This is a genomic window from Curvibacter sp. GW821-FHT01G03 (assembly GCF_059422285.1).
Genome location: NZ_JBWKWP010000002.1, coordinates 198,742 through 223,878 on the forward strand (window position 1 = coordinate 198,742; position 25,137 = coordinate 223,878).

A 25,137-nucleotide genomic window follows, 5' to 3' on the forward strand; every position below is an offset into this window, starting at 1 on the left:
GAAATTTGTGGATAAACTGTTGATAAGTTTCCTGTTGCAACGTTGCAACGACAGGGTCTTGGTCTTGCTCGGGCTGTACGTCCCAGGCTTTTTGCCTACAATGAAGCTCCAACTATCGCAGTTGCCATAGATTGTTGGTTCAGGGCGCGTCGCCACAAGACGCGCCCTTTTTTCTTGCGTCTCTCCCAGACAATTCAATTACTTAAGCGTTCTCGTTGATGAATCACATCAGAAATTTTTCGATCATCGCCCACATCGACCATGGCAAATCAACGCTGGCCGACCGCTTGATTCAGCGCTGCGGAGGGCTTGAAGAGCGTGAGATGGAGGCGCAGGTGCTCGATTCGATGGATATCGAAAAAGAGCGTGGGATAACCATCAAGGCACAGACCGCCGCGCTGCAATACAAGGCCAAGGACGGGCAGATCTACAACCTGAATCTGATCGATACCCCGGGCCACGTGGACTTTTCTTATGAGGTGAGTCGGTCCTTGTCAGCCTGTGAAGGCGCGCTGCTGGTGGTGGATGCCTCGCAGGGTGTCGAGGCCCAGACCGTGGCCAATTGCTACACCGCGCTCGACCTGGGTGTCGAGGTGCTGCCCGTGCTCAACAAGATGGATTTGCCACAGGCTGATCCCGAGAACGCCAAGGCTGAAGTCGAGGATGTGATTGGCATTGATGCCACCGATGCCATTCCCTGCTCGGCCAAGACAGGCATGGGCATTGACGAGATTCTTGAAGCCATCGTCGCCAAGATCCCGGCCCCCAAGGGCAACCCGAACGCGCCCCTGCGGGCCATGATCGTCGACAGCTGGTTTGACAGCTATGTCGGCGTGGTGATGCTGGTGCGTGTGGTCGATGGTCGTCTGGGGCGTGGCGAGCGCTTCAAGATGATGGCCACGGGCACGGTTTACAACGCCGACAACCTGGGGGTGTTCACGCCCGCCAACCTGCCGCGCGAGTCGCTTGAGGCCGGTGAGGTGGGGTACATCATCGCCGGCATCAAGGAGTTGCAGGCTGCCAAGGTCGGCGACACCATCACGCTCGAAAAGAAATTGCCCAACAACCTTGGCCCGGCCTCCGAAGCGCTGCCAGGTTTCAAGGAAATCCAGCCGCAGGTGTTTGCAGGTCTGTACCCGACCGAGGCCAACCAGTACGACTCTCTGCGCGACAGTCTGGAGAAGCTCAAGCTCAACGACGCCTCATTGCAATTTGAGCCCGAAGTGTCACAGGCGCTGGGTTTTGGTTTCCGTTGCGGCTTTCTGGGCCTGTTGCACATGGAGATCGTGCAGGAGCGTCTGGAACGCGAGTTCGATCAGGATCTGATCACCACCGCGCCCAGCGTGGTCTACGAGGTGGTGAAGGGCGATGGCGAGGTCATCATGGTGGAGAACCCTGCCAAGATGCCTGACCAAGCTCGCATTCAGGAGATCCGCGAGCCCATCGTGACGGTGCACCTGTACATGCCACAAGACTATGTCGGTGCCGTGATGACGCTGGCCAATCAGAAGCGTGGCGTGCAGATGAACATGGCCTACCACGGTCGCCAGGTGATGTTGACCTACGAACTGCCGCTCGGCGAAATCGTGCTCGATTTCTTCGACAAGCTCAAGTCGGTCAGTCGCGGCTACGCTTCGATGGACTATGAGTTCAAAGAGTACCGGGCCTCTGACGTGGTCAAGGTGGACATCTTGCTCAATGGCGAAAAGGTCGACGCCTTGTCCATCATCGTGCACCGCAGCCAGTCCCAATATCGAGGCCGGGCGGTCGCAGCCAAAATGCGTGAAATCATCAGCCGGCAGATGTTCGACGTGGCCATCCAGGCCGCCATTGGTGCCAACATCATTGCCCGCGAATCCATCAAGGCCCTGCGCAAGAACGTGCTGGCCAAGTGCTACGGCGGTGACGTCAGCCGCAAACGCAAACTTCTCGAGAAACAAAAGGCGGGTAAAAAGCGCATGAAACAGATCGGTTCGGTCGAGGTGCCACAAGAGGCGTTCCTGGCCATTCTGCAGGTGGAGGATTGATGATGAATGCCATGTCAACGGTCACGGCCATCATCCTGGCCGGCTTTGCGGCCTACATCGGGGCCTGGTACCTGAACATCGGTGGCATCGAAGGCAACTTTGCGCTGCTGCTGTTCCTGGCCACGCTGGTCACCGGTGCGTACTGGTTGGCAGAGCGCCTGTACTTTCTGCCACGCCGGCGCCAGGCTGTGGTGGCTGTGGAAGCGGCTCAAATCCAGCGCCGCGAGGAACTCACCCGCATGGGCATCAAGCAGGTCGATGGCGATGTCGAAGACACCAAGAGCCGCTTGCTGATGCAACCCTGGTGGCTCGATTGGACCGCCGGCCTGTTCCCGGTGATCGCGGCGGTCTTCGTTTTGCGGTCTTTTCTGTTTGAGCCGTTCAAGATCCCGTCGGGCTCGATGATTCCGACTTTGCTGGTGGGTGACCTGATCCTGGTGAACAAGTTCACCTACGGCGTCCGCTTGCCGGTGATCAACAAAAAAATCACCGATGGCACCCCACCGCAGCGGGGCGATGTGATGGTGTTCCGCTACCCTCCCAAGCCGAGCCTGGACTACATCAAGCGTGTTGTCGGCGTGCCCGGCGATGAAGTGGCCTACCTCAACAAGCGCCTGACCATCAACGGCAAGCCCCTTGAGACGACAGCCGTCCCTGATTTCTTCGACGAAGATGCCGTGCGCTACTTCAAGCAGTTCGAGGAAGCCTTGGGTGACCGGCCTCACCGTCTGCTCAACGACCCGGACCGTCCTGCCTTTGTGCCAGGCGTGGAAGACTTTCCGTTCAAGGCCAACTGCCACTACACCGTTGAAGGTGTGACCTGCAAGGTGCCTGAAGGCCATTACTTCATGATGGGCGACAATCGCGATAATTCGCTCGACTCACGGTATTGGGGCTTTGTGCCTGATGCCAACATCGTCGGCAAGGCCGTGTTTGTCTGGATGAACTTCGGCAATCTGAAGCGCATCGGGCCATTCCATTGAGTCGGGCGCAGGTGTGCATGCACCGTTTCCGGGGCACAGGAGGGGTTTAAATATGAAAAGACGCATGTCAATTGGCCGCTCTTCACAGCGCGGCATGTCGTTCATCACCTTGGTGCTGATGGCAGCGCTGATCGTGTCTGTTCTGGCCGTGGGCGCTCAAGTGGTTCCCACGGGCATTGAATATGTCGCGGCCAAGCGGGCCATTGACCGGGCCAAGTCGGGCGACACGGTGGCAGAAATCCAGCAGGCGTTTGATCGCTCTGCGGCCATCGACGACATCACATCGATCACGGGCAAAGACCTCGACATTCGGAAGAACGGCGACAAAATCATTGTCTCCTTCGCCTATGTCCGTGAAATTCATCTCATCGGGCCAGCTTATCTGGTCATGAAATACAGCGCGCAGACCAACTAGGTGGACCCTCGACTTCAAACCCTGCAGCAGAAGCTGCAACACACATTTGCGGACCCGAAGCTGTTTCAGCGGGCGGTGACCCACCGCAGTTTTTCCGCTGACCACAACGAGCGTCTTGAATTCCTGGGCGACTCCGTGCTCAACCTGGCGGTGTCCAGCCTGCTGTACCGGCGCCTGGGCACCTTGACCGAGGGCGATCTGTCCCGCACCCGGGCCAATCTGGTCAAGCAAGACACCCTGCACCAACTGGCGCTGGACCTTGATCTGCCCGGCGTGCTTCGCCTGGGTGAGGGGGAGTCGCGCTCTGGAGGACAGAAGCGCCCCTCCATCCTGGCCGATGCCGTAGAGGCCCTGATCGGCGCGGTGTTCCTCGACGCTGGTTATGGCTCGGCTGAGGCCTTGGTGCATCGGCTTTACCAGGCCGTGGAGATCAACCCTCAGATGCAAGCCATGGGCAAGGACGCCAAGACGGGCTTGCAGGAGTGGTTGCAGGCTCGCAAAATGAAAGTGCCGTCCTACCGCGTGGTGCTCACCACCGGGGTGGCGCATCGCCAGACCTTTGATGTCGAGTGTGAAATTCCCGAACTGGGCCTGACCGAGCGAGGCATCGGCGGCTCCCGGCGTGCCGGCGAGCAGGCCGCCGCAGCAGCGATGCTGCTCACCCTGAAAGCGAAATACAAATGAACGACGCTACAAAGCCTGTAGCCGGCACGAATGCCGACCTCGAAGCCATGCTGGCCGCGGCCAAGCCAGGCGCAGCCCCAGTGACCGCTGCTGATGTGGTGGCTGGCGCCGCCCCGATCGAAGGTCAGCGCTGCGGTGTGATTGCCATTGTGGGCAAGCCCAACGTCGGCAAGTCCACGCTGCTCAATGCCTTGATCGGGCAGAAAATCAGCATCACCTCGCGCAAGGCTCAGACCACGCGTCACCGCATCACCGGCATCCGCACCCTGGGTCAGACCCAATACGTGTTTGTGGACACCCCTGGCTTCCAGACGCGCCACAGCACGGCGCTCAACAAATCGCTCAACAAGACCGTGATGGGCGCCATCGGTGATGTGGACTTGGTGCTGTTCGTGGTTGAGGCGGGTAATTTCACGTTGGCCGACGCCAAAGTGCTGTCCTTGCTCAAGCCGGGCATTCCAGCGCTGCTGGTGGCCAACAAGCTCGACACCGTGAACCGCCGCGCCGAACTGGCCCCTTGGCTCAAGGGCATGCAGGAGCGCCACCCCTTCAATGAGTTTGTGCCCATGTCGGCCAAGAACAAGGGCGACATCGAACGCTTGTTTGGCATCTGTGAGAAATACCTGCCCGAACAGGCCTGGTTCTATGGCGCCGATGAGCTGACCGACCGCAGCGAGAAGTTCCTGGCCTCCGAAACGGTGCGTGAAAAGCTGTTCCGCTTCACCGGTGACGAGTTGCCTTACACCTCGACCGTGGTCATCGACAAGTTCGACGAAGAAAAAAGCAAGACCCATAACCGCATGCTGCGCATCTCGGCCACCATCGTGGTCGAGCGCGACGGCCACAAGGCCATGGTGATCGGTGACAAGGGCGAGCGCCTCAAGCGCATTGGTACCGAAGCCCGTCAGGAGCTTGAGAAGCTCATGGATGCCAAGGTGTTCCTGGAGTTGTGGGTCAAGGTCCGTTCGGGTTGGGCTGACGATGAAGCCCGTGTGCGCAGCTTCGGCTACGAGTAAGCGACCTCGCCGTGGCGCCCCCGAAGCGCATTGCGGACGAACCCGCCTTCGTTCTGCACCGCTACGACTGGAGTGAGTCCAGCCTGATCCTTGAGGTCATGACCCGGCACCACGGCCGCCAGGCCTTGGTGGCCAAGGGTGCCAAGAAGCCCACCTCCAATTTCCGGCCCGTGCTGTTGCCGCTGCAGCCACTGCGCCTGGGCTACAGCCTGACACCGGATCCGCAGGCCGAAATCCACACCCTCAAAGCGGCTGATTGGGTGGGCGGGCACATCATGCCCACCGGCGATGCCTTGTTGTCAGGCTACTACCTCAACGAGCTGTTGATGCGTCTGCTGGCGCGTGACGACCCGCATCCGGGCCTGTTCGATGCCTATGCCGCGGTGGTGCGTGTGCTGGCCAGTGAACATGGCGATGCCTTGCAGCCCGTGCTGCGGGCGTTTGAGCTGGTGCTGCTGCGCGACCTGGGCCTGCTGCCTGCGCTGGACCAGCAAACCGCTACGCTGGCCCCCTTGAGCGCCCAAAGGCTTTACGTGCTGGTGGCCGAGGGGGGGCTGCGCGAAGCCGGACCTCAGGAGCGTGGCGGTCTGCCCGGTGCCTGGTGGATCGGACTGCAGCGGGCCCTCGATGAGCCCGCGCCACTGGCGGCCACCTTGCGCGCCAGCGCAGATGGCACGGCCGAGCTCAAGCACCAACTGCGGGCCTTGCTCCACTACCATTGCGGTTCGCGCACCTTGCGCACCCGGCAACTCATGATCGACCTGCAAAACCTATGAACGCTGCGACCTCCTCCCTGCATCCGCTCACCGCCCTGTCGGTCAACCTCAACAAGGTGGCACTGGTGCGCAACACCCGACACCTGGGCATCCCCAGCGTCACCCGGGCGGCAACGCTTTGTTTGCAGGCCGGTGCAGCCGGCATCACCGTGCACCCCCGTCCTGATGAGCGCCACATCCGCGCGGATGATGTGGGCGACTTGGCGGCCTTGCTCAAGCAGTGGCCGGCGGCAGAGTTCAACATCGAAGGCAATCCCTTCCACAACCTGATGGACTCTGTGCGCCAGTTCCGGCCGCACCAGGCCACGTTTGTGCCCGATACCGAAGGTCAGTTCACCAGCGACCATGGCTGGAGCTTCCCTCAGGATGCCGGCCGCCTCAAACCGCTGATTGACGAAGCCCACGCCCTCGGCGTTCGGGTCAGCTTGTTCATGGACCCGATTCCGGAAGCCATGGCGGCCGCACGCGCCCTTGGCGCGGACCGTGTCGAGCTCTACACCGAGACCTGGGCGCGTGCCCATGGCACCCCTGATGAAGCCCGCGTGCTGGCGCAGTTTGCCGACACGGCGAAGGCTGCACTGGCGGTTGGCCTGGGGCTCAATGCCGGCCACGATCTGTCCCGAGACAACCTCAGCGCCTTTCTGCGGGGCGTGCCTGGCGTGTTGGAGGTCTCGATCGGACACGCCTTGATCGCCGATGCCCTGGAGCTGGGCTACGAGGCCACGGTGCGTGATTACCTGCGCTGCATCGTGGCGGCCCAGCCAGCCTGAGTCGCGGGTCTTGTCATGATCTACGGCATCGGTACCGACATTTGCGACGTCCGTCGCATCCAGGCCAGCCTGGCCCAGCATGGCGATCGCTTTGCCGAGCGTGTGCTGGCGCCCGCCGAGCTGCAAACCTGGCGTGAACGCACTGAACGCTGGCCTGAGCGTGGTGTTCGCTACCTGGCCACCCGTTTCTCGGCCAAGGAGGCCTTCAGCAAGGCCGTGGGCATGGGCATGCGCATGCCCATGACCTGGCGTTCCTGCGAGATTGCCAAGCTGCCCAGTGGGCAGCCGGTGATCGTGCTGCACGGCGAACTCAAGACCTGGTTTGAAGCCCGCGGGCTGCGTGCCCATGTCACCGTGACCGATGAGACCGATTACGCCGCCAGCTTTGTGGTGGTGGAGCACACCGCACCTGGCGCCGCCACTGCGGCCTGAACCCGATTTCTTTTTCTGTTTCCCGTTGGAAGACCCCGCACCATGTCCGACCATGCCCCTCTGATTCTCGACGTCGCCGGCACCGAACTCAGCGCCGCGGACCGTCGCCGCCTGGCCCACCCGTTGACCGGCGGCGTGATCCTGTTTTCGCGCAACTGGCAAAACCGGTCTCAGTTGCTGGCGCTCACCAGTGCCATCAAGGCGGTGCGCGACGACTTGCTGATCTGCGTGGATCACGAAGGGGGGCGTGTGCAGCGTTTCCGCTCGGATGGTTTCACCCACTTGCCGCCCATGCGCGCCTTGGGTGACCTGTGGATGAAGGACGGCAAGGGCGGCCCAGGCAGCGGTGCGCTGGCCGCCACCAACGCTGCCACCGCGGTGGGCTATGTGCTGGGCAGCGAGTTGCGGGCCTGCGGCGTCGATTTCAGCTTCACCCCGGTGCTGGACCTGGATTGGGGTGAAAGCGGTGTGATCGGTGACCGGGCTTTCCATCGTGATCCGCGTGTGGTGTCCCTGCTGGCCAAGAGCCTGATGCACGGCCTGCTGCAGGCGGGCATGGCCAATTGCGGCAAGCACTTCCCCGGCCATGGCTTCGTCAAGGCGGATTCACACACCGAGATCCCGGTGGACAAGCGCAGCCTCAAGGCCATCCTGGCCGACGATGCTGCACCTTACCCCTGGTTGTCGAGCACGCTCACCAGCGTCATGCCGGCCCATGTGATCTACCCCAAGGTGGATCGCCGCCCGGCGGGCTTTTCCAGCCGCTGGCTACAGGAGATCCTGCGCCGTCAACTGGGCTTTGATGGGGCGATCTTCAGCGACGACCTCAGCATGGCTGGTGCCCGGCTGTTGGATGGCCGGGAGGTGAGCTACACCGAGGCGGGTGCGGCCGCCCTGAACGCGGGCTGCGATCTGGTGTTGTTGTGCAACCAAAGCCTGGGCGATGGCAGTGCGGTCGACGGTTTGCTGGACGGCCTGACTGCGGCGCGGGCTGCTGGCCTCTGGCACCCCAGCCAGGACAGTGAGTCGCGCCGACTGGCCTTGCTGCCCGAGACCCTGCCGCAGGCCTGGGATGAGCTGATGCTGCAGCCGGCCTATCTGAACGCGCTGGCATTGTTGCCCTGAAGGGCGCGCTGTCAGGGCCGCACGTCTGCTGCCCTGAGGCTGTGCGGGGCACGCTCAGCTTTGCAGGTGCTCCACCGTGTCCATCTGGAACTCGAAGCTGAAGAAGCGGTTGCGGCCCTGGGCCTTGGCCGCATAAAGTGCCTCGTCTGCCCGCATCAGCATGCCTTCCGGGCTGGTGGACTCGTCGGGCAGGCAGGTGGTGATACCGCCCGATATCGTCACCCAGGGTTCGGTGGGTGAGTCGGGGTGCGCCAGCTTCAGGCCCCGCAGCATCTTGGCGCAGGCCCGGGCAAAGGTCATGGCTCCCGATTTAGGGGTGTCGGGTAGGATCAGGGCGAATTCTTCGCCACCGTAGCGAGCCGCCACATCTGAGGGCCGCTTGCAGATCGTGCTGAGCATGCCCGAGATCTTCTGCAGGCACTGGTCGCCCTCGACATGCCCCAGGCGGTCGTTGTAGAGCTTGAAGTGGTCAATGTCGCACAGCATCAAGGTCAGGGGTTTGCTGTCGCGTCGGGCCTGCCGGATCTCGGCGTAAAGCAGCCTGTCCAGGCCGCGGCGGTTCACCAGGCCGGTGAGCGGATCGCGCTCGACCAGTTCGTTGAGCTTCTGATTGGCGAGGTTCAGTTCTTCTGTCACTGCCACCAGGCGGCGCTGCATCCCCAGCAGGCGTTGCATGGCCCGCAGCTTGGCAGCCAGCACGGTGGAGGTCACCGGCTTGATCAGGTAGTCATCGCCGCCCGCCTCGATGCCTCGCCAAAGGTCCTCGTCGCGGTCCATGCCCGATAGAAAGATGATGGGTGTCCAGTTGCCCGGCTCGCTGTCGCGGATCTTCTGGGCGGTCCAGTAACCATCATGGCCGGGCATGCGGATGTCGAGCAGCACCAGATCAGGGCGCTTGGTGGCAAATACTTCCAGTGCTTCCTCGGCAGAGCCGGCCTGCCACACGGTTTGTACGCCCACTTGTCTGAGCTCCAGCGCCAGCGCCAAGCGAATGGCCTCCTGATCGTCGACCACCAGAACCGTGAAGGGGCTTCCGTAAGAAAGAGGCATGTTGGGTCTCACTTCAGGCATTCGATCTAGGGCCCCATGCTAAGGGGCTTTTGGGTCACTTGAACTGTCGAATCCGGCATTTCTCCCTGGTTTGACCGTCTTGACCTACCAAGGGAGGGCTTTCCCTCCCCCCACTGTCACGCCTCGCGGCGCAGTGCCGGGAACAGGATCACGTCGCGGATGCTGGGGCTGTCGGTGAGCAGCATCATGAAACGGTCGATGCCGATGCCGCAGCCGCCGGTAGGGGGCAGGCCGTATTCGAGGGCTCGCACAAAGTCGTGGTCGAAGAACATGGCTTCGTCATCGCCACCGTCTTTGGCGGCCACCTGGGCGTGGAAGCGTGCGGCCTGGTCTTCGGCATCGTTGAGCTCGGAGAAACCATTGCCGAACTCACGGCCGGTGATGTACAGCTCGAAGCGCTCGGTCACTTCGGGGCGCTGGTCATTGGCACGGGCCAGGGGCGAGATCTCGGTCGGGTGTTCCATGATGAAGGTCGGCTGCCACAGCTTCTCTTCGACGGTTTCCTCGAACAGCAGGACCTGCAGGCTGGCCACGCTGCGGCCGCTGAGCTTGTTTTTTTCTTCCGACAGGCCGATCTTCTTCAGGCTCTGGATCAGCCAGGCCGCGTCGTCCACCTGGGCGTCGGGGGTGTGCTTGAGGATGGCCTCACGGATGGTCAGGCGTTCGAAGGGCTGGGCCAGGTCCACGGCCTTGCCCTGGTAGGTCAGTTGCAGGGTGCCAACGGACTTCTGGGCGGCGTCGCGGATCAGGGCTTCAGTGAAGCTCATCAGGTCCTGGTAGTTCCAGTAGGCCGCATAGAACTCCATCATCGTGAACTCGGGGTTGTGGCGCACCGAGATGCCTTCATTGCGGAAGTTGCGGTTGATCTCGAAGACGCGCTCGAACCCACCTACGATCAGGCGTTTGAGGTAAAGCTCGGGCGCGATGCGCAGGTACATCTCCTGGTCGAGCGCGTTGTGGTGCGTCACGAAGGGCTTGGCGTTGGCGCCACCCGGGATCGGGTGCAGCATGGGGGTTTCAACTTCCAGAAAGCCGTGCTGCACCATGAATTCACGGAGTCCGCTCACTGCCTTGCTGCGGGCCGCGAAGCGCTTGCGGGCATGCTCGTCGGTGATCAGGTCCACGTAACGCTGGCGGTACTTCTGCTCTTGGTCGCTCATGCCATGGAACTTGTCGGGCAGCGGGCGCAGGCTCTTGGTCAGCAGGCGCAACTGGGTCACATGGATCGACAGTTCGCCAGTCTTGGTCTTGAACAGGGTGCCCACGGCGCCCACGATGTCGCCCAGATCCCAGTGCTTGAAGGCCCCGTAATGCGCTTCGCCAAGGGCATCGCGGGTCACATAAAGCTGAATGCGGCCGGTGGCGTCCTGCACCGTGGCAAAGCTGGCCTTGCCCATGACGCGCTTGAGCATCATGCGGCCTGCCACGCTGACGGTCACGGGGCGGGCGGTCAGGTCTTCGGCCTCGGAGTGGCCGTAGGCCGCATGCAGGGCATCGGCATGGTGTTCGGGCTTGAAGTCGTTCGGGAAGGCCACACCTTCACCGCGGGCCTGGGCTTCGCGCAGGGCTTTGAGCTTTTCGCGGCGTTCTGCGATCAGCTGGTTGTCGTCCTGGGCGGGGGTGGCGTGCGCGGTGTGTTGGTTTTCAGACATGGAATGCGTTCGTTGAACGGGTCAAATGGGGGTCTCTAAGGACCAAACCGCGTATTTTAGTTTTTTGCCGGTGCCTTGGTACAGATCGAAGCGGATTCGATGCGTTCGCAGCGATGGATCCAGCGCTTGTGCGCATGGCTTGCAGGGCTGCAGCCAGGTCACCGCTGTGCTGCGTTGATAATCAGCTGGGTGCGGCATTGCACGTCTTCAAAGGTTCTGCTCCGATCATGCTTTATCAAATCGCTTCACTTTTGTTGGATGTGGTGGCCGGCCTGTTCGGCGGCGCCTGTTTGTTGCGCTGGTACATGCAACTGCAACGCGTGCCCTTCGGCAATCCGGTGGGGCGGATGGTGTTTGCCTTGTCCGATTGGTTGGTGCTGCCTTTGCGCCGGGTGGTGCCGCCGATCGGGCGCTGGGATGTGTCCAGCCTGCTGGGCGCCTGGTTGATCGAGTTGCTGCAATTTTTGCTGCTGTGGGCCTTGCTGGGCGGTCATGCCAGCCTGGTCAGTCTGCCGGTGCTGGCGGTGTTCGGCATGCTCAAGCTGGCCCTCACGGGCATGACGGGGCTGGTCATCGTGTTTGCCATCCTGTCCTGGGTGCAGTCGCCCAACCCCATGTTCCATGTGCTGCAGCGCCTGTGTGATCCTTTGTTGACCCCGTTCCGGCGCGTGATTCCGTTGGTCGGTGGGGTGGATCTGGCGCCACTGGCCTTGCTGGTGGCGCTGCACATTGGCAACCTGGTGCTGGGGTATGTGCAGGCGTCGGTGTTGATGGGCTTTTGATCGGGTTCTGAGTCAGCGCAGCCACTGCAAGGCCAGGCCGGCCATCAGGGCCGCCCCGACCACGGTCATCACGCCCACTTTGTAGCGGATCAGGGCGGCCAGCGCCGCCAGCCCAATCACTGCGGCAGGCCATTCAAACGGCCCCTGCCAGCCAGCGGGCCACAGCACATGCCAGGCAAAAAACAGCGCCAGGTTGAGGATCACGCCCACCACGGCGGCCGTGATGCCCGTCAGCGGCGCCGTGAAATGCAGCTTGCCATGGGTGGATTCGATGAAAGGCCCTCCCAGGAAGATGAACACAAAGGAGGGCAGAAAGGTGAAGAAGGTCACCACGGCTGCACCGGCCATGCCAGCCGCCAGCAGGGCCTCAGGCCCGTACAGCGATTGCCCCCAGCCGCCCACAAAACCCACAAAGGACACCACCATGATCAGGGGGCCCGGTGTGCTTTCACCCAGGGCCAGGCCGTCCATCATCTGGGTGGCATTCAGCCAGTGGAAGTGCTCGACCGCCCCCTGGTAGACGTAGGGCAGCACGGCATAGGCACCGCCAAAGGTCAGCAGGGCGGCCTTGGTGAAGAACCAGGCCATCTGTGTGAGTGGGCCGTCCCAGCCTTGCAGGGCCACGAGGCTGCCCAGTGCCAGGGCCCACAAGCCGAGGCCTGCCAGCAGCACCCGTGCGAAGCCACCCCAGCTGAAGCGCGCGTGGGCCGGGGTGGGGGTGTCATCATCGATCAGGGCGGGGGCGTGCCGGGCTTGATGGGCGCTGGCATGGCCGCCCCCCAGGCTGAAGGCGGCCGGTGCCCAGCGGCCACCGAGGTACCCGATCCCGGCAGCGCCCAGGACGATCAGCGGGAACGGCAGGTTCAGGGCAAAAATGGCCACGAAGGCCGCCAGCGCGATCAGGCGCAGAGGGGTGTTCTTGAGGGCGCGCCCCCCGATGCGGTGGGCCGCCGCCAGCACGATGGCGGTCACTGCAGGCTTGACGCCATACAGGGCGGCGGCCACGGCCGGCGTGCTGCCAAAGCGCATGTACAACCACGACAAGCCCATCAGCAGCAGCAGCGAGGGCAGCACGAACAGCCCCCCCGCCACCAAACCGCCCCAACGCCGGTGCAGCAGCCAGCCGATGTAGGTGGCCAGTTGCTGGGCTTCGGGCCCGGGCAGCAGCATGCAGTAATTGAGGGCGTGCAAAAAGCGCTGCTCTGAAATCCAGCGCCGGCGTTCCACCAGCTCCTCGTGCATCATCGCGATCTGCCCGGCTGGCCCGCCGAAGCTGATGCAGCCCAGCTTGAACCAGTAACGCAGGGCCTGCCAGAAGGTGGGGGCGATGGGTGAGGTGGGCGGGGTGGATGATTCCATGGGCTGGGCCTGACAAAGCAAAAGGCCTTTGAAAAGGCCTTTTGAGGGAGATGTGAGGGGAGGGGCTCAGAGCACGGCGTCGGCCGGCTGGCGCTGCAACATGGCCAGTGCGCTGGCCACGGTCTTGCGCAGTTCCCGGCGGTCGCAGATGAAATCGACGGCTCCCTTGGACTGCAGGAACTCGGCCCGCTGGAAGCCCTCGGGCAGCGTCACCCGCACGGTGGACTCGATCACGCGAGGGCCGGCAAAGCCGATCAGGGCCTTGGGTTCGGCAATCACGATGTCCCCCACAAAGGCGAAGCCAGCGCTGACGCCACCCATGGTCGGGTCGGTCAGCACGCTGATGTAGGGCAGGCCCTTCTTGGCCAGGCGGGTCAGGGCCGCATTGGTCTTGGCCATCTGCATCAGGGACAGCAGGCCCTCTTGCATGCGCGCACCACCAGTGGCTGTGAAGCACAGGAAGGGCACTTTTTGCTCGATGGCGGTCTCGACACCGCGCACAAAGCGCTCGCCGACCACCGAGCCCATGCTGCCGCCCATGAAGTCGAATTCAAAGCAGGCCGCGACCAGGTTGATGCTGTGCACCGAGCCGCCGATCACCACCAGGGCGTCGGTTTCGCCGGTGTTCTCAAGCGCCTCTTTCAGGCGCTCGGGGTACTTGCGGCTGTCCTTGAACTTGAGGGCGTCGACCGGGATCACCTCCTGGCCGATCTCGTAACGGCCCTCGGCATCGAGGAAGGCATTGAGCCGGGCCCGGGCGCCGATGCGGTGGTGGTGACCGCAGGTGGGGCACACGTTCTGGTTGTGTTCCAGATCGGTCTTGTACAGCACCGATTCACAGCTGGGGCACTTGATCCACAGCCCTTCGGGCACGCTGCGGCGCTCGCTGGGGTTGGTCTGTTGGATTTTGGCCGGTAGCAGTTTTTCGAGCCAGCTCATGCGTTTCTCCTTGATGCCAGGGGCTTGTTCAGGCCTGGCTTTGGTTCAGTGCTGATCGGACGCCGGCGAGGAAGCTGCTGCACTGGGCAATGGCTTCTTCTCGAGGCAGGTCTTCGATCAGCTGGATGATCTTGCTGCCGATGACCACGGCATCGGCAACGCGGGACACCGCGACAGCGGTCTGGGCATCACGGATGCCAAAGCCCACGCCAACCGGGATTTTGACATGCTTGCGGATCTTGGGCAGCGCAGCCTCCACCGCATCGGTGTCCAGGTGGCCTGCGCCCGTCACGCCTTTGAGCGACACGTAGTACACATAGCCCGTGGCCACTTCGGCGACTTGCTGGATGCGTTCATCGGTGCTGGTCGGGGCCAACAGGAAGATCAGGTCCAGGCCGGCCTCCTTGAGGCGACTGGCAAAGTCGCGGCATTCTTCGGGCGGGTAGTCGACGATCAGCACGCCATCGACACCGGCGGCTGCAGCGTCGCGGATGAAGGCATTGTCGCCGTGCTTCTGGTCGTAGCGCTCGACCGGGTTGGCATAGCCCATCAGCACGACGGGCGTGCGGTTGTCGCGTTCGCGGAAGGCTTTGACCATGGCCAGCACCTGGGCCGTGCCGATGCCGAAGGTCAGGGCCTTCTCTCCGGCACGCTGGATCACCGGGCCATCAGCCATCGGGTCCGAGAACGGAACCCCCAGCTCGATGATGTCGGCCCCGGCGGCTGCCATGGCGTGCATCAGGTCGGGTGTGATGTCGGCTTGCGGAAACCCGGCCGTCACGTAGGGGATGAGGGCCTTTCGACCTTGGGCTTTCAGGGCCTGGAGGGTTGCTTCGATTCGGCTCATTTCACCACCTGCATGACTTGTTCGGCGCCTTTGACGGATTGGCCGCGGCAGCTGGGGCGGCAGAAGAACTCGGCCTGGCTCAGGTCGGCCACGGTGCCGATGTCCTTGTCGCCTCGGCCCGACAGGTTGACCAGGATGGATTGGTCGGAACGCATGGTCTTGGCCAGTTTCATGGCATAGGCCACGGCATGGCTGGACTCCAGAGCCGGGATGATCCCCTCGGTGCGGCACAGGTAATGGAAGGCGTCAAGCGCCTCGCGGTCGGTGATACCCACGTACTCGGCCCGGCCGATGTCCTTCAGGTAGGCATGCTCGGGGCCCACGCCGGGGTAGTCCAGACCGGCACTCACGCTGTGGGTTTCGGTGATCTGGCCGTTGTCGTCCTGGAGGATGTAGGTCCGGTTGCCGTGCAGCACGCCCGGGCTGCCTTTTTGCAGTGAGGCCGAGTGCTTGCCGCTGTCCAGGCCTTCGCCCGCGGCCTCGACCCCGATCAGCCGGGTTTTTTCATGCGGGATGTAGGGGTAGAAGATGCCCATGGCATTGCTGCCGCCCCCCACGCAGGCCACCACGGCGTCGGGCTGTTCCGAGGCCATGTTCAGGTGCCTGAACAGCTGGGGCATCTGGGTGAGGCATTCCTCGCCGATCACGCTCTGGAAGTCGCGCACCATGGCCGGGTAGGGCGCCGGGCCGGCCACCGTGCCGATGATGTAGAAGGTGTTTTCGACGTTGGTGACCCAGTCGCGCATGGCTTCATTGAGCGCGTCTTTCAGGGTCTTGCTGCCGGACTCGACCGGCACCACCTTGGCACCCAGCAGGTGCATGCGGTACACGTTGGGGCTTTGGCGCTTGACGTCTTCACTGCCCATGTACACCACGCATTCCAGTCCATAGCGGGCGCAGATGGTGGCTGTGGCCACGCCGTGTTGGCCGGCACCGGTCTCGGCAATCACGCGGGGCTTGCCCATGCGTTTGGCCAGCATGGCTTGGCCGATGGTGTTGTTGACCTTGTGGGCCCCGGTGTGGTTCAGGTCTTCTCGCTTGAGAAAGATCTGAGCGCCACCCATTTCGCGGCTCATGCGGGCGGCATGGTAAACCGGCGAAGGGCGACCCACAAAGTGGGCCAGCTCATAGCGGAATTCGGCCTGGAAATCCGGGTCGTGCTGGTATCTGGCGTAGGCCTCGCGCAGCTCGGTCAGTGCATGGGTGAGGGTTTCACTGGCAAAACTGCCGCCATAGGGGCCGAAATGGCCGGAGGCATCAGGTTGGTGGTACTCGAACATGTTGAAAACTCTTTGCAAGTTGTTCGTCGGCGGCGCGCACGGCGGCGACGAACTGGAAGATCTTCTCGGGTGACTTGATGCCCTTGGACACCTCGACACCCGAACTCACATCAACGGCCAGCGTGGGGCAACGCGGGCGCACTTGCAAAATGCCATCGGTCACGTTTGCAGGCGTGAGTCCACCAGACAAAACGAGGTGAGAGCTGACGTTTGGTGGAAGAAGTGACCAATTGAATGTTTTGCCGCTGCCACCGTAGCCGTCGACATGGGCGTCTAGCAGGATGGCACTGGCTTCTGAGTAATCTGCTGCGTATTTTACGAGGTCGAAGGCCTGGGCTTCAGGTCCGAGCGGAATTCGCGCCGCTTTGACCCAGGTGCGACCGGCGGGGCCCGCCGCAGCGAGGCAGTCTGCCTGGCTTTCATCGCCATGGAACTGCAACAGAGCACCTGGGATCTGGGCGCAGGCTGCTTGCACGTCGGTGGCGCTCGCATTGACGAACAGCAGCACTGGCGTCACGAAAGGCGGCAGTCTGCGTGCCAGTTCGGCCGCACGTGCGGGGTTCACGAAACGTGGGCTGGGGGGGTAAAGCACAAAACCGACCGCGTCGGCACCCGCGGCCACCACGGCATCCAGGTCTTCTTCGCGGGTGATGCCGCAGATCTTGATTCGGGTGCGGTGCGAGGGGAGGGCAATCGTCTTCATGGCAGCCAATCATAGGCTGGAGTGCGCTCGGGCAAGCCCCATTGCGACCCATAGATGGGTCCCGCGAAGTAGAGGCCATCGGGCGAGAAGGTGGGGGCCGCTGCATCCCGTGAGCGGGCTGCCAGCACCTGGGCCATCCACTCCGGGGGCTTGAGACCCTGGCCGATCATGAGCAGGCAACCCATGATGTTGCGGATCATGTGGTGCAGAAAGGCATTGCCTTCAAACTCGAAACGCCAGTAACAGGGCTCGAAACTGTGGCGGGTGTCGGTGCTGCCATCTTCGAGTGCGCGAGCGGGTCGGCGGTGGATGTGGATGTGGTGCAGCGTCTTGATGGGCGTCAGCGCCTGGCAGGCAGATGCCCTGAAGGAACTGAAGTCATGCTCACCCACCAGCAACTGAGCGGCCTTGTCCATCGCGGCGTGGTCGAGCTTGCGGAACACCCAGCCCACGGCGCCGGCCTCCAGGCTGGGCCGCACCGGCGACTGCAGCACCACGTAGACATAGCGGCGCCGCAGTGCACAGGCCCGCGAGTGGAAGCTTTGCGGCACATGGCGGGCCCACTGAACGGCGATGTCCGAAGGCAGGAAGGTGTTCGTGCCACGCACCCAGGAGAAGTCGGGGCGGTCGGCATGCGTGTCGAAATGCACCACCTGCATCAGACCGTGCACACCCGCATCCGTGCGACCGGCGCACAGCGTGACGATGGGGGCGTCAACGAAGCGAGCCAGTGCTTTTTCCAGTGCGTCTTGTACGGTGGGCACCGTGGGCTGGCTTTGCCAACCCGCGTAGGCACGGCCCTGGTAGCTCAAACCCAGGGCCATGCGCACGGGGGGCCTGGGTTCGGTGGGTTGCGCCTTCAAGCCAACTGGGCGAGCAAACGCTCGGCTTTGGTCTTCAGCGCGCCGGAGGCTTCGGAAATGACTTCCTCGACCAGGGCGCGAGCACCATCGGCGTCGCCAATGGCGTTGAACTCTTCGGCGAGTGCCAGTTTGGTGGCCAAGGGATCTTCGGGGTGGATGTCGAGTTCGTCATCCTCATCTTCGAAGTCCAGTGTGGGCTCGACCAGAGGGGCGGGCTCCGAAATCTCGGGCAGAGGCTCCGGCAGCGGAGTGACCTGGGTGGGCTCAGGGCTCTTTTCAAGTTCCATCGACAGCGAATCGAGGTCGAATTCAATCATGCCCGGGTCACTCGGAGCCGGCGCAAGCTCGGGCTCAACCGGGGTCAGTCGCGCCGGTTCGGTGGCATTGCTGCTGGGAAAGTCGAGTTCCTCGGTCAGGTCGATGCTGATGTCATCGGACGTTGGCAATGGCGCTTCCTCAGGTTCGAGAACGGCAGCCGGTGGTGGTTCCAGGTCCAGATTCAGGTCGCCAAACGGGTCATCCGAGGGCAGCGGGGCCGGTGCGGGCTGCGAGGGAACATCGTCCAGTGGCAGGTCCAGATCGAGGTCCAGATCGAGGTCTGGGCCGAGCGGCTGCGTAGGTGCCGAGAACGGCACAGACGCGGGCCCTTCTCTGGGGGGCGGTGCTTCTGGCAAGCCGCCATCGGTGTACAGCGGGTTGGTTGGGTCCAGCTCATGGCCCAGCTCGCGGATGCGGTCCCATTCGGGGGCTTTGCCCTGGGTGAGCTTGAAGGCCTCCAGTGCCATTGCGTTGACGGCCACCACATCGCGCCGCTTGGCATAGATTTCAACCAGCTTGGCGTGGATCGCCACACGGCTTGGGTTGATTTTCAGGGCTTCCTTGAGAATTTCCTCGGCTTGCAGGTCCCGGCCATAGGCCAGGTACACATCGGCTTCGGCCACGGGGTCAACGTCGCCAGCGTCGAGCTGGCTGGGCGAGTAGGCCATGGACGACGAGCCATTGGTCGAATCATTGGTGTCAATGCGTTGACCACCGCTGGCGCCAAAGAACGAATCGGGCTGCAGCTTGCTCTCCAGGAAGGAGCTGTCCACGTGGTTGGCTCGCCGACGCTTCACGTATCGGTAGGCGACCAGGCCTGCCAGCAGGGCCAGGATGCCGCCGCCCGCGGCAGGGATCAGCGGATCGTCACCAAGGAAGCTGAGCAGGCCGGCCTCTTCTTGGGGTGCCGGCACGACGGGGGGCGCCGCAGGTTTGGGCGGGGCGGGTGGGGGCGCCTTGGGCGCTTCGGGCGCTTCGGGCGGCACGGCGGGCGCGGGCGCAGGAACTGATGGCGCAGTGACCGCCGGTGTTGCGGGGGTCGATGGGGCTTCTGGTGCTGGTGCTGGTGCTGGTGCTGGTGCTGGTGCTGGTGCTGGTGCGGCGGCACTTACCTTGTTCAGATCGGCCAGATTCTTGTTCAGCTCGGCGGTCCGTTCGGCCTGCGCCTTGGCTTGTTTTTCTTCGGCAACCTTTTGTTCTGCGGCGGCGTCGGCCTTCTTCGCTTCCAGCGCACCCTTGGACAGGGTGAGTTTGTCCGGGGCCGCGGTGGCTGGCTTCTTTTCTTCGACCTGGGTCTGCACCTGCCCGCTGGCACTGCGCTCAGCTGCGGCCACCTTCACGTGAGGGGCCTGATCTGCCAGCTTGCGACGGAAATCATTGAAGTCGCGGCTTTGCGCCTGGATGATCTGGCGGGCTTCGGCTGCTGGCACCGAGGCGGCGCTGGCGTTGTCAGGCAAGGCCAGCACAGCGCCGGCTTTGATGCGATTCACGTTGCCACGCAGGAAGGCCTCGGGGTTGGCTCGCATCAGGGCGACCAGCATCTGATCGAGAGAGACCTGTGGCTGTTTGATGCTGGCGGCAATCCGTCCCGCGGTGTCGCCCTGCTTCACGGTCAGGGTGTCTCCGTTGGGGGCCGCTGCTGGGGCTGGCGCCTGCTTGGCCACCACCGCGGGTGAGACCGGCCGACTGGGGGCCGCCGGGGCGGGTGCGGGTTGGGGTGCCAGCACCACGGGCGGTGCCGACCGGATGGATGGGCTCGCAGATGGGCTGGCCACTGAGGCCTGTGCCGGATTGATCGGGCTGGGCGCGGCCTGGCGCGCTGCTGGGGGGTCAAACAGCAGGGTGTAGTCGCGCACGATGCGACCCGATGCCCAATTGGCCTCCAGAATCAGATCCAGAAAGGGGTCATTGATGACGCGGTCGCTCTTGATTTGCAGAAAAGCACGCCCGTCAGCCCGGCGTACCACGTCGATGTTCATGCCCGAGATGGCGGGGTTGTACTCAAAGCCGGCCGCTCTGAAGGCCGACGAGTTGGCTGGGGTGGCCTTGAGGCTTTCGAATTCAGTGCTGGTGATGTCGGGCAGTTCGATGTCGGCGCGCAAGGGTTCGCCGAGGGCCGACTGAACCGTCAGCTTGCCCAGTGTCAGTGCCTGGGCTTCAACCCCCCACAGTCCTGCCGAGCAGACCAACAGTGCTGCCAGGGCCGTGCATTGCCAACGATTCTTGCGTGCGGGGTTCTTCATGCCTTGGTGCTCGGGAGCAGGTTGCATGGCAAATCTTTTTTCAACATTTGTAACTTGTCCCGAACTCAAATAGTGAAAAAGCACCATAGCATCAAGGCCTTATGCTGACAAGCTGACGTGCCTTGGAAGCTCGCGGCACGCTTTGAGGCCTGCTGAACGAGCCGTTTGGACGTTGCCAATTGACAACGTCCGAACGGTTTCGTTTAGTTACCTTTGTAAATGATCACGCGTCCAGCAGGATGCGCAGCATGCGGCGCAACGGTTCCGCCGCACCCCACAGCAACTGGTCGCCGATGGTGAAGGCGCCCACGTATTCCGGTCCCATGGCGAGCTTGCGCACGCGGCCCACGGGAATCGTCAGGGTGCCGGTCACGGCCACGGGCGTCAGGTCCTTGATGGTGGCTTCGCGGGTGTTGGGAACCACCTTGGCCCAGGGGTTGTCAGCGGCGATCATGGCTTCGATGTCAGCCACCGGCACATCCTTCTTGAGCTTGAAGGTCAAGGCCTGGCTGTGGCAGCGCATGGCGCCCACGCGCACGCAGAAACCGTCGACCGGGATGGCGGGGGCGCTGAAGCCTTCGCCGATGCCCAGGATCTTGTTGGTTTCGGCCATGCCCTTCCATTCTTCGCGGCTGACGCCGTTGCCCAGGTCCTTGTCGATCCAGGGGATCAGGCTGCCGCCCAGGGGCACGCCGAAGTTGGCGGTTTCGGTGTCGCTCAGGCTGCGCTGCTTGGCGATGACCTTGCGGTCGATTTCCAGGATGGCGCTCTTGGGGTCATCCAGCAGGTTGCGCACTTCGGCGTTCAGGGTGCCGAACTGGGTCAGCAGTTCACGCATGTGCTGAGCACCGCCGCCCGATGCGGCCTGGTAGGTCTGGGTGGACATCCACTCCACCAGGCCCGCCTTGTACAGTGCGCCCACGCCCATGAGCATGCAACTGACCGTGCAGTTGCCGCCCACCCAGTTGTTGCCGCCCTTGGCGAGCGCGCTCTGGATCACGGGCAGGTTCACCGGGTCCAGGATGATGACGGCATCATCCTTCATGCGCAGGGTGGACGCGGCGTCAATCCAGTGGCCATTCCAGCCGGCGGCGCGCAGCTTCGGGAAGACTTCGGTGGTGTAGTCGCCGCCTTGCGCGGTGATGATGATGTCGCAGCGCTTGAGGGCTGCGATGTCGTAGGCGTCTTGCAGAACGGTTTCGTTCTTGGCTTGCGCGGGGGCCTTGCCACCGGCATTCGACGTCGAGAAGAAAACGGGTTCGATCAGGCCGAAGTCGCCTTCAGCCGTCATGCGGTCGATCAGCACCGAGCCGACCATGCCGCGCCAACCCACCAAACCTACAAGATTACCTACCTTCATCACATTGCCCTTTCAGAAAAATGAAATCTTCTTCACCCCGGCTCGTCGGGCCGGGGAGGGCGTGACGAACCGGGCTACTGCTTAGCCTTTAATGGTCGTCTTGGTAATGGCGGCCACCACGGCATCACCCATCTCGCGGGTGCTGACCTTGGTGGTGCCTTCCGAGTAGATGTCAACGGTTCTGAGGCCAGCAGCCAGCACCGATTGCACCGCGGACTCGATTCGGTCGGCGGCTTCGGCTTGGTTGAGGGAGAAGCGGAGCATCATGGCAGCGGACAGTATTGTAGCCAAAGGATTGGCAATGCCCTTGCCCGCGATGTCGGGGGCACTGCCGTGGCTGGGTTCGTACAGGCCCTGGTTGCTCGAATTCAGGCTGGCCGAGGGCAGCATGCCGATGGAGCCGGTCAGCATCGCGGCTTCGTCGGACAGGATGTCGCCGAACATGTTGCCGGTCACCACCACGTCGAATTTCTTCGGCGCCTTGACCAGTTGCATGGCGGCGTTGTCGACGTACATGTGGTCCAGTTCCACGTCGGGGTACTGTTGGCCCACTTCGATCATGATGTCCTTCCAGAACTGGAAGGTCTCGAGCACGTTGGCCTTGTCCACGCTGGTCACGCGCTTGCTGCGCTTGCGGGCTGCCTGGAAGGCGACGTGGGCAATGCGTTCCACCTCAGGTCGCGAGTAGCGCATGGTGTCGAAGGCCTCTTCGGCGCCAGGGAAGTGGCCATCCACGGCGGTGCGGCGGCCCCGGGGCTGGCCGAAGTAGATGTCACCCGTCAGTTCACGAATGATCAGGATGTCCAGGCCGGCGATCAGCTCGGGCTTGAGGCTGGAGGCGCCCACCAGCTGCTCATAGCAGATGGCGGGGCGGAAGTTGGCAAACAGGCCCAGGTTCTTGCGCAGGCCCAGGATGGCTTGTTCGGGGCGCAGCGGGCGGTCGAGCTTGTCGTATTTCCAGTCACCGACAGCACCAAACAGGATGGCGTCGGCTTCTTTGGCCAGCTTCAGGGTCGATTCGGGCAGCGGATGGCCGTGGGCTTCGTAGGCGGCGCCGCCGACCAGGGCGGTCTCGGTTTCGAACTTCAGGTCGAGAACATTCAGGACCTTGACGGCCTCGGCGACGATTTCGGTGCCAATGCCGTCACCCGGCAGGATTGCGATTTTCATGGGATGGATCAGGTGAGGCCGACCCGATGGGGCGGCCTGGGTTGAAGTGGACGTGAGGTGGTCAGCCGACCATGGTCTGGGCCAGCCAGGGCTTCTGGGCCAGGCGTTCGGCCTCGTACAGCCGGATCTTGTCGGCATGACGCAGGGTCAGGCCGATGTCGTCCAGGCCGTTGAGCAGGCAGTACTTGCGGAAGGCGTTGACCTCGAAGGGGATCTCTTCGCCTTGCGGGCGCACGATGACCTGGCGATCCAGATCAATGGTGAGTTGGTAGCCCGGGAAAGCCAGCACTTCGTCGAACAGTTGGGCCACGGTGCTTTCGGGCAGCACGATGGGCAGCAGGCCATTCTTGAAGCTGTTGTTGAAGAAGATGTCGGCAAAGCTGGGCGCAATGATGGCGCGGAAGCCGAACTGGTCCAGAGCCCAGGGGGCGTGTTCGCGTGAGGAGCCGCAGCCGAAATTCTTGCGCGCCAGCAGCACGGACGCGCCGGCAAAGCGGGGCTGGTTCAGCACGAAGTCAGGGTTGGGCTTGCGGCTGGCGGGGTCCTGGCCGGGTTCGCCGTGGTCCAGGTAGCGCCATTCGTCAAACAGGTTGGGGCCGAAGCCGGTCTTGCGGATCGATTTCAGGAACTGCTTGGGGATGATCGCGTCGGTGTCGACGTTCTCGCGGTCCATCGGGGCCACGATGCCCTTGTGTACGGTGAATTTTTGCATGATGAGTCAGGGCCTTGTGGCTTATTTCTTGGCCGCGTTTTCGATCGCCGAGCCGGCTTTCTGGACGTCTTCGCCCAGGCCCTTGACGGTGTTGCAGCCCATCAGGGCGACCAGGGCGGACAGGGTCAGGAAGGTGGTGATGCGGTTCATGGCAAGGGTCTCCTTCGGGGTCAGGCGAATTGACGGATGTCGACGAAATGACCGTGCACGGCGGCGGCGGCGGCCATGGCCGGGCTCACCAGGTGGGTACGGCCACCGGCGCCTTGACGGCCTTCGAAGTTGCGGTTGCTGGTGGAGGCGCAGCGCTCGCCGGGTTCGAGGCGGTCGGCGTTCATGGCCAGGCACATCGAGCAGCCGGGCTCGCGCCATTCAAAGCCAGCGGCCTTGAAGATTTGGTCGAGGCCTTCGCGCTCGGCCTGTTCCTTCACCAGGCCAGAACCTGGCACGACCATGGCCACCTTGATGTTCTTGGCCACTTTCTGGCCGAGCTTTTTCACCACGGCAGCGGCTTCGCGCATGTCTTCGATGCGGCTGTTGGTGCAGGAGCCGATGAACACCTTGTCGACAAAGATGTCATTGATGGGCTTGCCGGGCTCCAGCGCCATGTAGGTCAGGGCGCGTTCGATGGCGCCACGCTTGTTGGCGTCCTTTTCCTTGTCGGGATCCGGCACGCGGGCGTCCACGCCCAGCACCATTTCGGGCGAGGTGCCCCAGGTGACCTGCGGCACGATCTGGGCGGCATCCAGCTCGACCACGGCGTCGAACGTGGCGTCGGCGTCGGAGTGCAGGGTCTTCCAGTAGGTGATGGCGTGCTCCAGCTCGACACCCGCGGGCGCCAGCGGGCGGCCCTTGACGTATTCGATGGTTTTGTCGTCCACCGCCACCAGGCCGGCGCGCGCACCGGCTTCGATGGCCATGTTGCAGACCGTCATGCGGCCTTCCATGGACAGCGCCCGGATGGCCGAGCCGGCAAATTCGATCGTGTAGCCGGTGCCGCCGGCCGTGCCGATCCTGCCGATGATGGCCAGCACGATGTCCTTGGCCGTGACGCCCTTGGCCACGGTGCCATCGACCTTGATCAGCAGGTTTTTGGCCTTCTTGGCCAGCAGCGTCTGGGTGGCCATCACGTGTTCGACTTCGCTGGTGCCGATGCCGTGGGCGAGTGCGCCAAAGGCGCCATGGGTGGAGGTGTGCGAGTCACCGCAGACCACGGTCATGCCGGGCAGGGTGGCGCCGTTTTCCGGGCCGATCACGTGCACGATGCCCTGCCGCTTGGACATGAAGGGGAAGAAGGCGGCAGCGCCGAATTCCTTGATGTTGGTGTCCAGGGTGGTGATCTGCTCTTTGCTGATCGGGTCGGTGATGCCGTCGTAGCCCAGTTCCCAGCCGGTGGTGGGGGTGTTGTGGTCGGCGGTGGCCACGATGGAGCTCACGCGCCAGACCTTGCGGCCGGCCTCGCGCAGGCCTTCGAAGGCTTGCGGGCTGGTCACTTCGTGCACCAGATGGCGGTCGATGTAAAGCACGGCGGTGCCGTCTTCTTCGGTGTGGACGACGTGCTCGTCCCAGATCTTGTCGTAAAGGGTGCGTCCCATGGTGGTCTCTGGTCTTTC

General features: G+C 63.1%; 24 protein-coding genes. 10 read left to right on the top strand and 14 right to left on the bottom strand.

All coding sequences use genetic code 11. The features are described 5' to 3' along the window. The first annotated feature begins 218 nt into the window (after nucleotides 1–218). The 9 genes from lepA (at nucleotide 219) to nagZ (ending at nucleotide 8,228) form a co-directional block, all read left to right on the top strand. On the top strand, nucleotides 219–2,027 hold the full coding sequence (lepA, locus tag AC07VS_RS03095; protein ID WP_492346802.1) for a translation elongation factor 4: 1,809 nt from the start codon (nucleotides 219–221) through the stop codon (nucleotides 2,025–2,027). A gap of 2 nt (nucleotides 2,028–2,029) precedes the next feature. Next, nucleotides 2,030–3,010, top strand: coding sequence for a signal peptidase I (gene lepB, locus AC07VS_RS03100; protein ID WP_492346803.1), 981 nt, complete (start codon nucleotides 2,030–2,032; stop codon nucleotides 3,008–3,010). Between the two features lie 64 nt (nucleotides 3,011–3,074). Beyond that, on the top strand, nucleotides 3,075–3,425 hold the full coding sequence (locus tag AC07VS_RS03105; RefSeq protein WP_494750209.1) for a DUF4845 domain-containing protein: 351 nt from the start codon (nucleotides 3,075–3,077) through the stop codon (nucleotides 3,423–3,425). Next, entirely contained in the window at nucleotides 3,426–4,109 is a 684-nt protein-coding gene (rnc, locus tag AC07VS_RS03110) for a ribonuclease III (protein ID WP_492346805.1), read from the top strand. Next, complete coding sequence (gene era, locus AC07VS_RS03115; protein ID WP_492346806.1) at nucleotides 4,106–5,125, top strand: GTPase Era; 1,020 nt, start codon at nucleotides 4,106–4,108, stop codon at nucleotides 5,123–5,125. Before rnc ends, era begins: the two co-directional genes overlap by 4 nt. A gap of 11 nt (nucleotides 5,126–5,136) precedes the next feature. Beyond that, nucleotides 5,137–5,901, top strand: a complete 765-nt coding sequence (recO, locus tag AC07VS_RS03120; RefSeq protein WP_492346807.1) for a DNA repair protein RecO — start codon at nucleotides 5,137–5,139, stop codon at nucleotides 5,899–5,901. After that, nucleotides 5,898–6,671 carry a pyridoxine 5'-phosphate synthase gene (locus AC07VS_RS03125; protein ID WP_492346808.1) on the top strand — a complete coding sequence of 258 codons (774 nt, stop codon included), beginning with the start codon at nucleotides 5,898–5,900 and terminating at the stop codon, nucleotides 6,669–6,671. Before recO ends, AC07VS_RS03125 begins: the two co-directional genes overlap by 4 nt. A 15-nt stretch (nucleotides 6,672–6,686) precedes the next feature. Beyond that, nucleotides 6,687–7,103 (top strand): holo-ACP synthase, encoded by a 417-nt coding sequence (gene acpS, locus AC07VS_RS03130; protein ID WP_494656367.1) that lies wholly within the window; start codon nucleotides 6,687–6,689, stop codon nucleotides 7,101–7,103. Between the two features lie 42 nt (nucleotides 7,104–7,145). Then, a complete protein-coding gene (gene nagZ / locus AC07VS_RS03135) occupies nucleotides 7,146–8,228 on the top strand; it encodes a beta-N-acetylhexosaminidase (protein WP_494750210.1) in 1,083 nt (360 codons plus the stop codon). A gap of 54 nt (nucleotides 8,229–8,282) precedes the next feature. On the opposite strand, the gene AC07VS_RS03140 is transcribed toward nagZ, so the two are convergent. Together AC07VS_RS03140 and lysS are read right to left on the bottom strand one after the other, a co-directional pair. Continuing rightward, complete coding sequence (locus AC07VS_RS03140) at nucleotides 8,283–9,278, bottom strand: GGDEF domain-containing response regulator (protein WP_492346811.1); 996 nt, start codon at nucleotides 9,276–9,278, stop codon at nucleotides 8,283–8,285. A gap of 137 nt (nucleotides 9,279–9,415) precedes the next feature. After that, nucleotides 9,416–10,951: a lysine--tRNA ligase gene (lysS, locus tag AC07VS_RS03145; RefSeq protein WP_492346812.1), complete on the bottom strand. Its 1,536-nt coding sequence runs from the start codon at nucleotides 10,949–10,951 to the stop codon at nucleotides 9,416–9,418. A gap of 227 nt (nucleotides 10,952–11,178) precedes the next feature. Here lysS and AC07VS_RS03150 point away from each other — a divergent pair, with 227 nt between their 5' ends. Next, nucleotides 11,179–11,733 (top strand): YggT family protein, encoded by a 555-nt coding sequence (locus tag AC07VS_RS03150; protein WP_492346813.1) that lies wholly within the window; start codon nucleotides 11,179–11,181, stop codon nucleotides 11,731–11,733. Nucleotides 11,734–11,745: 12 nt separating this feature from the next. Here the strand turns inward: AC07VS_RS03150 and chrA are convergent, their stop codons facing one another. From chrA to leuC, 12 genes are all read right to left on the bottom strand, one after another. Then, entirely contained in the window at nucleotides 11,746–13,092 is a 1,347-nt protein-coding gene (gene chrA / locus AC07VS_RS03155) for a chromate efflux transporter (RefSeq protein ID WP_494656368.1), read from the bottom strand. A 66-nt stretch (nucleotides 13,093–13,158) separates the two neighbouring features. Further along, entirely contained in the window at nucleotides 13,159–14,031 is an 873-nt protein-coding gene (accD, locus tag AC07VS_RS03160; protein WP_019575003.1) for an acetyl-CoA carboxylase, carboxyltransferase subunit beta, read from the bottom strand. Between the two features lie 28 nt (nucleotides 14,032–14,059). Further along, nucleotides 14,060–14,878 carry a tryptophan synthase subunit alpha gene (gene trpA / locus AC07VS_RS03165; RefSeq protein ID WP_492346815.1) on the bottom strand — a complete coding sequence of 273 codons (819 nt, stop codon included), beginning with the start codon at nucleotides 14,876–14,878 and terminating at the stop codon, nucleotides 14,060–14,062. Beyond that, nucleotides 14,875–16,158, bottom strand: coding sequence for a tryptophan synthase subunit beta (trpB, locus tag AC07VS_RS03170; RefSeq protein ID WP_492346816.1), 1,284 nt, complete (start codon nucleotides 16,156–16,158; stop codon nucleotides 14,875–14,877). The genes trpA and trpB overlap by 4 nt, the downstream gene beginning before the upstream one ends. Continuing rightward, a complete protein-coding gene (locus AC07VS_RS03175; RefSeq protein WP_494750211.1) occupies nucleotides 16,136–16,861 on the bottom strand; it encodes a phosphoribosylanthranilate isomerase in 726 nt (241 codons plus the stop codon). Before AC07VS_RS03175 ends, trpB begins: the two co-directional genes overlap by 23 nt. Further along, nucleotides 16,858–17,691 (bottom strand): tRNA pseudouridine(38-40) synthase TruA, encoded by an 834-nt coding sequence (gene truA / locus AC07VS_RS03180; RefSeq protein ID WP_494750279.1) that lies wholly within the window; start codon nucleotides 17,689–17,691, stop codon nucleotides 16,858–16,860. Before truA ends, AC07VS_RS03175 begins: the two co-directional genes overlap by 4 nt. Before the next feature lie 29 nt (nucleotides 17,692–17,720). After that, complete coding sequence (locus AC07VS_RS03185) at nucleotides 17,721–20,312, bottom strand: motility hub landmark protein FimV (protein ID WP_494750212.1); 2,592 nt, start codon at nucleotides 20,310–20,312, stop codon at nucleotides 17,721–17,723. 196 nt (nucleotides 20,313–20,508) lie between these two features. After that, nucleotides 20,509–21,645 carry an aspartate-semialdehyde dehydrogenase gene (gene asd / locus AC07VS_RS03190; RefSeq protein ID WP_492346819.1) on the bottom strand — a complete coding sequence of 379 codons (1,137 nt, stop codon included), beginning with the start codon at nucleotides 21,643–21,645 and terminating at the stop codon, nucleotides 20,509–20,511. An 81-nt stretch (nucleotides 21,646–21,726) separates the two neighbouring features. Beyond that, nucleotides 21,727–22,815, bottom strand: coding sequence for a 3-isopropylmalate dehydrogenase (gene leuB / locus AC07VS_RS03195; protein WP_027475758.1), 1,089 nt, complete (start codon nucleotides 22,813–22,815; stop codon nucleotides 21,727–21,729). A gap of 61 nt (nucleotides 22,816–22,876) precedes the next feature. After that, nucleotides 22,877–23,527 carry a 3-isopropylmalate dehydratase small subunit gene (leuD, locus tag AC07VS_RS03200; RefSeq protein WP_492346820.1) on the bottom strand — a complete coding sequence of 217 codons (651 nt, stop codon included), beginning with the start codon at nucleotides 23,525–23,527 and terminating at the stop codon, nucleotides 22,877–22,879. A gap of 21 nt (nucleotides 23,528–23,548) precedes the next feature. Further along, nucleotides 23,549–23,677 (bottom strand): entericidin A/B family lipoprotein, encoded by a 129-nt coding sequence (locus AC07VS_RS03205; protein ID WP_019574995.1) that lies wholly within the window; start codon nucleotides 23,675–23,677, stop codon nucleotides 23,549–23,551. A 20-nt stretch (nucleotides 23,678–23,697) separates the two neighbouring features. Next, entirely contained in the window at nucleotides 23,698–25,119 is a 1,422-nt protein-coding gene (leuC, locus tag AC07VS_RS03210; protein WP_492346821.1) for a 3-isopropylmalate dehydratase large subunit, read from the bottom strand. Between the last annotated feature and the right edge of the window lie 18 nt (nucleotides 25,120–25,137).

Excerpts from the sequence above, each read along its gene's own strand:
- lepA (WP_492346802.1), top strand. The coding sequence starts at position 219 with ATGAATCACATCAGAAATTTTTCGATCATCGCCCACATCGACCATGGC.
- lepB (WP_492346803.1), top strand. The coding sequence starts at position 2,030 with ATGAATGCCATGTCAACGGTCACGGCCATCATCCTGGCCGGCTTTGCG.
- AC07VS_RS03105 (WP_494750209.1), top strand. The coding sequence starts at position 3,075 with ATGTCAATTGGCCGCTCTTCACAGCGCGGCATGTCGTTCATCACCTTG.
- era (WP_492346806.1), top strand. The coding sequence starts at position 4,106 with ATGAACGACGCTACAAAGCCTGTAGCCGGCACGAATGCCGACCTCGAA.
- AC07VS_RS03125 (WP_492346808.1), top strand. The coding sequence starts at position 5,898 with ATGAACGCTGCGACCTCCTCCCTGCATCCGCTCACCGCCCTGTCGGTC.
- acpS (WP_494656367.1), top strand. The coding sequence starts at position 6,687 with ATGATCTACGGCATCGGTACCGACATTTGCGACGTCCGTCGCATCCAG.
- nagZ (WP_494750210.1), top strand. The coding sequence starts at position 7,146 with ATGTCCGACCATGCCCCTCTGATTCTCGACGTCGCCGGCACCGAACTC.
- AC07VS_RS03140 (WP_492346811.1), bottom strand. The coding sequence starts at position 9,278 with ATGCCTCTTTCTTACGGAAGCCCCTTCACGGTTCTGGTGGTCGACGAT.
- lysS (WP_492346812.1), bottom strand. The coding sequence starts at position 10,951 with ATGTCTGAAAACCAACACACCGCGCACGCCACCCCCGCCCAGGACGAC.
- AC07VS_RS03150 (WP_492346813.1), top strand. The coding sequence starts at position 11,179 with ATGCTTTATCAAATCGCTTCACTTTTGTTGGATGTGGTGGCCGGCCTG.
- chrA (WP_494656368.1), bottom strand. The coding sequence starts at position 13,092 with ATGGAATCATCCACCCCGCCCACCTCACCCATCGCCCCCACCTTCTGG.
- accD (WP_019575003.1), bottom strand. The coding sequence starts at position 14,031 with ATGAGCTGGCTCGAAAAACTGCTACCGGCCAAAATCCAACAGACCAAC.
- trpA (WP_492346815.1), bottom strand. The coding sequence starts at position 14,878 with ATGAGCCGAATCGAAGCAACCCTCCAGGCCCTGAAAGCCCAAGGTCGA.
- trpB (WP_492346816.1), bottom strand. The coding sequence starts at position 16,158 with ATGTTCGAGTACCACCAACCTGATGCCTCCGGCCATTTCGGCCCCTAT.
- AC07VS_RS03175 (WP_494750211.1), bottom strand. The coding sequence starts at position 16,861 with ATGAAGACGATTGCCCTCCCCTCGCACCGCACCCGAATCAAGATCTGC.
- AC07VS_RS03185 (WP_494750212.1), bottom strand. The coding sequence starts at position 20,312 with ATGCAACCTGCTCCCGAGCACCAAGGCATGAAGAACCCCGCACGCAAG.
- asd (WP_492346819.1), bottom strand. The coding sequence starts at position 21,645 with ATGAAGGTAGGTAATCTTGTAGGTTTGGTGGGTTGGCGCGGCATGGTC.
- leuB (WP_027475758.1), bottom strand. The coding sequence starts at position 22,815 with ATGAAAATCGCAATCCTGCCGGGTGACGGCATTGGCACCGAAATCGTC.
- leuD (WP_492346820.1), bottom strand. The coding sequence starts at position 23,527 with ATGCAAAAATTCACCGTACACAAGGGCATCGTGGCCCCGATGGACCGC.
- AC07VS_RS03205 (WP_019574995.1), bottom strand. The coding sequence starts at position 23,677 with ATGAACCGCATCACCACCTTCCTGACCCTGTCCGCCCTGGTCGCCCTG.
- leuC (WP_492346821.1), bottom strand. The coding sequence starts at position 25,119 with ATGGGACGCACCCTTTACGACAAGATCTGGGACGAGCACGTCGTCCAC.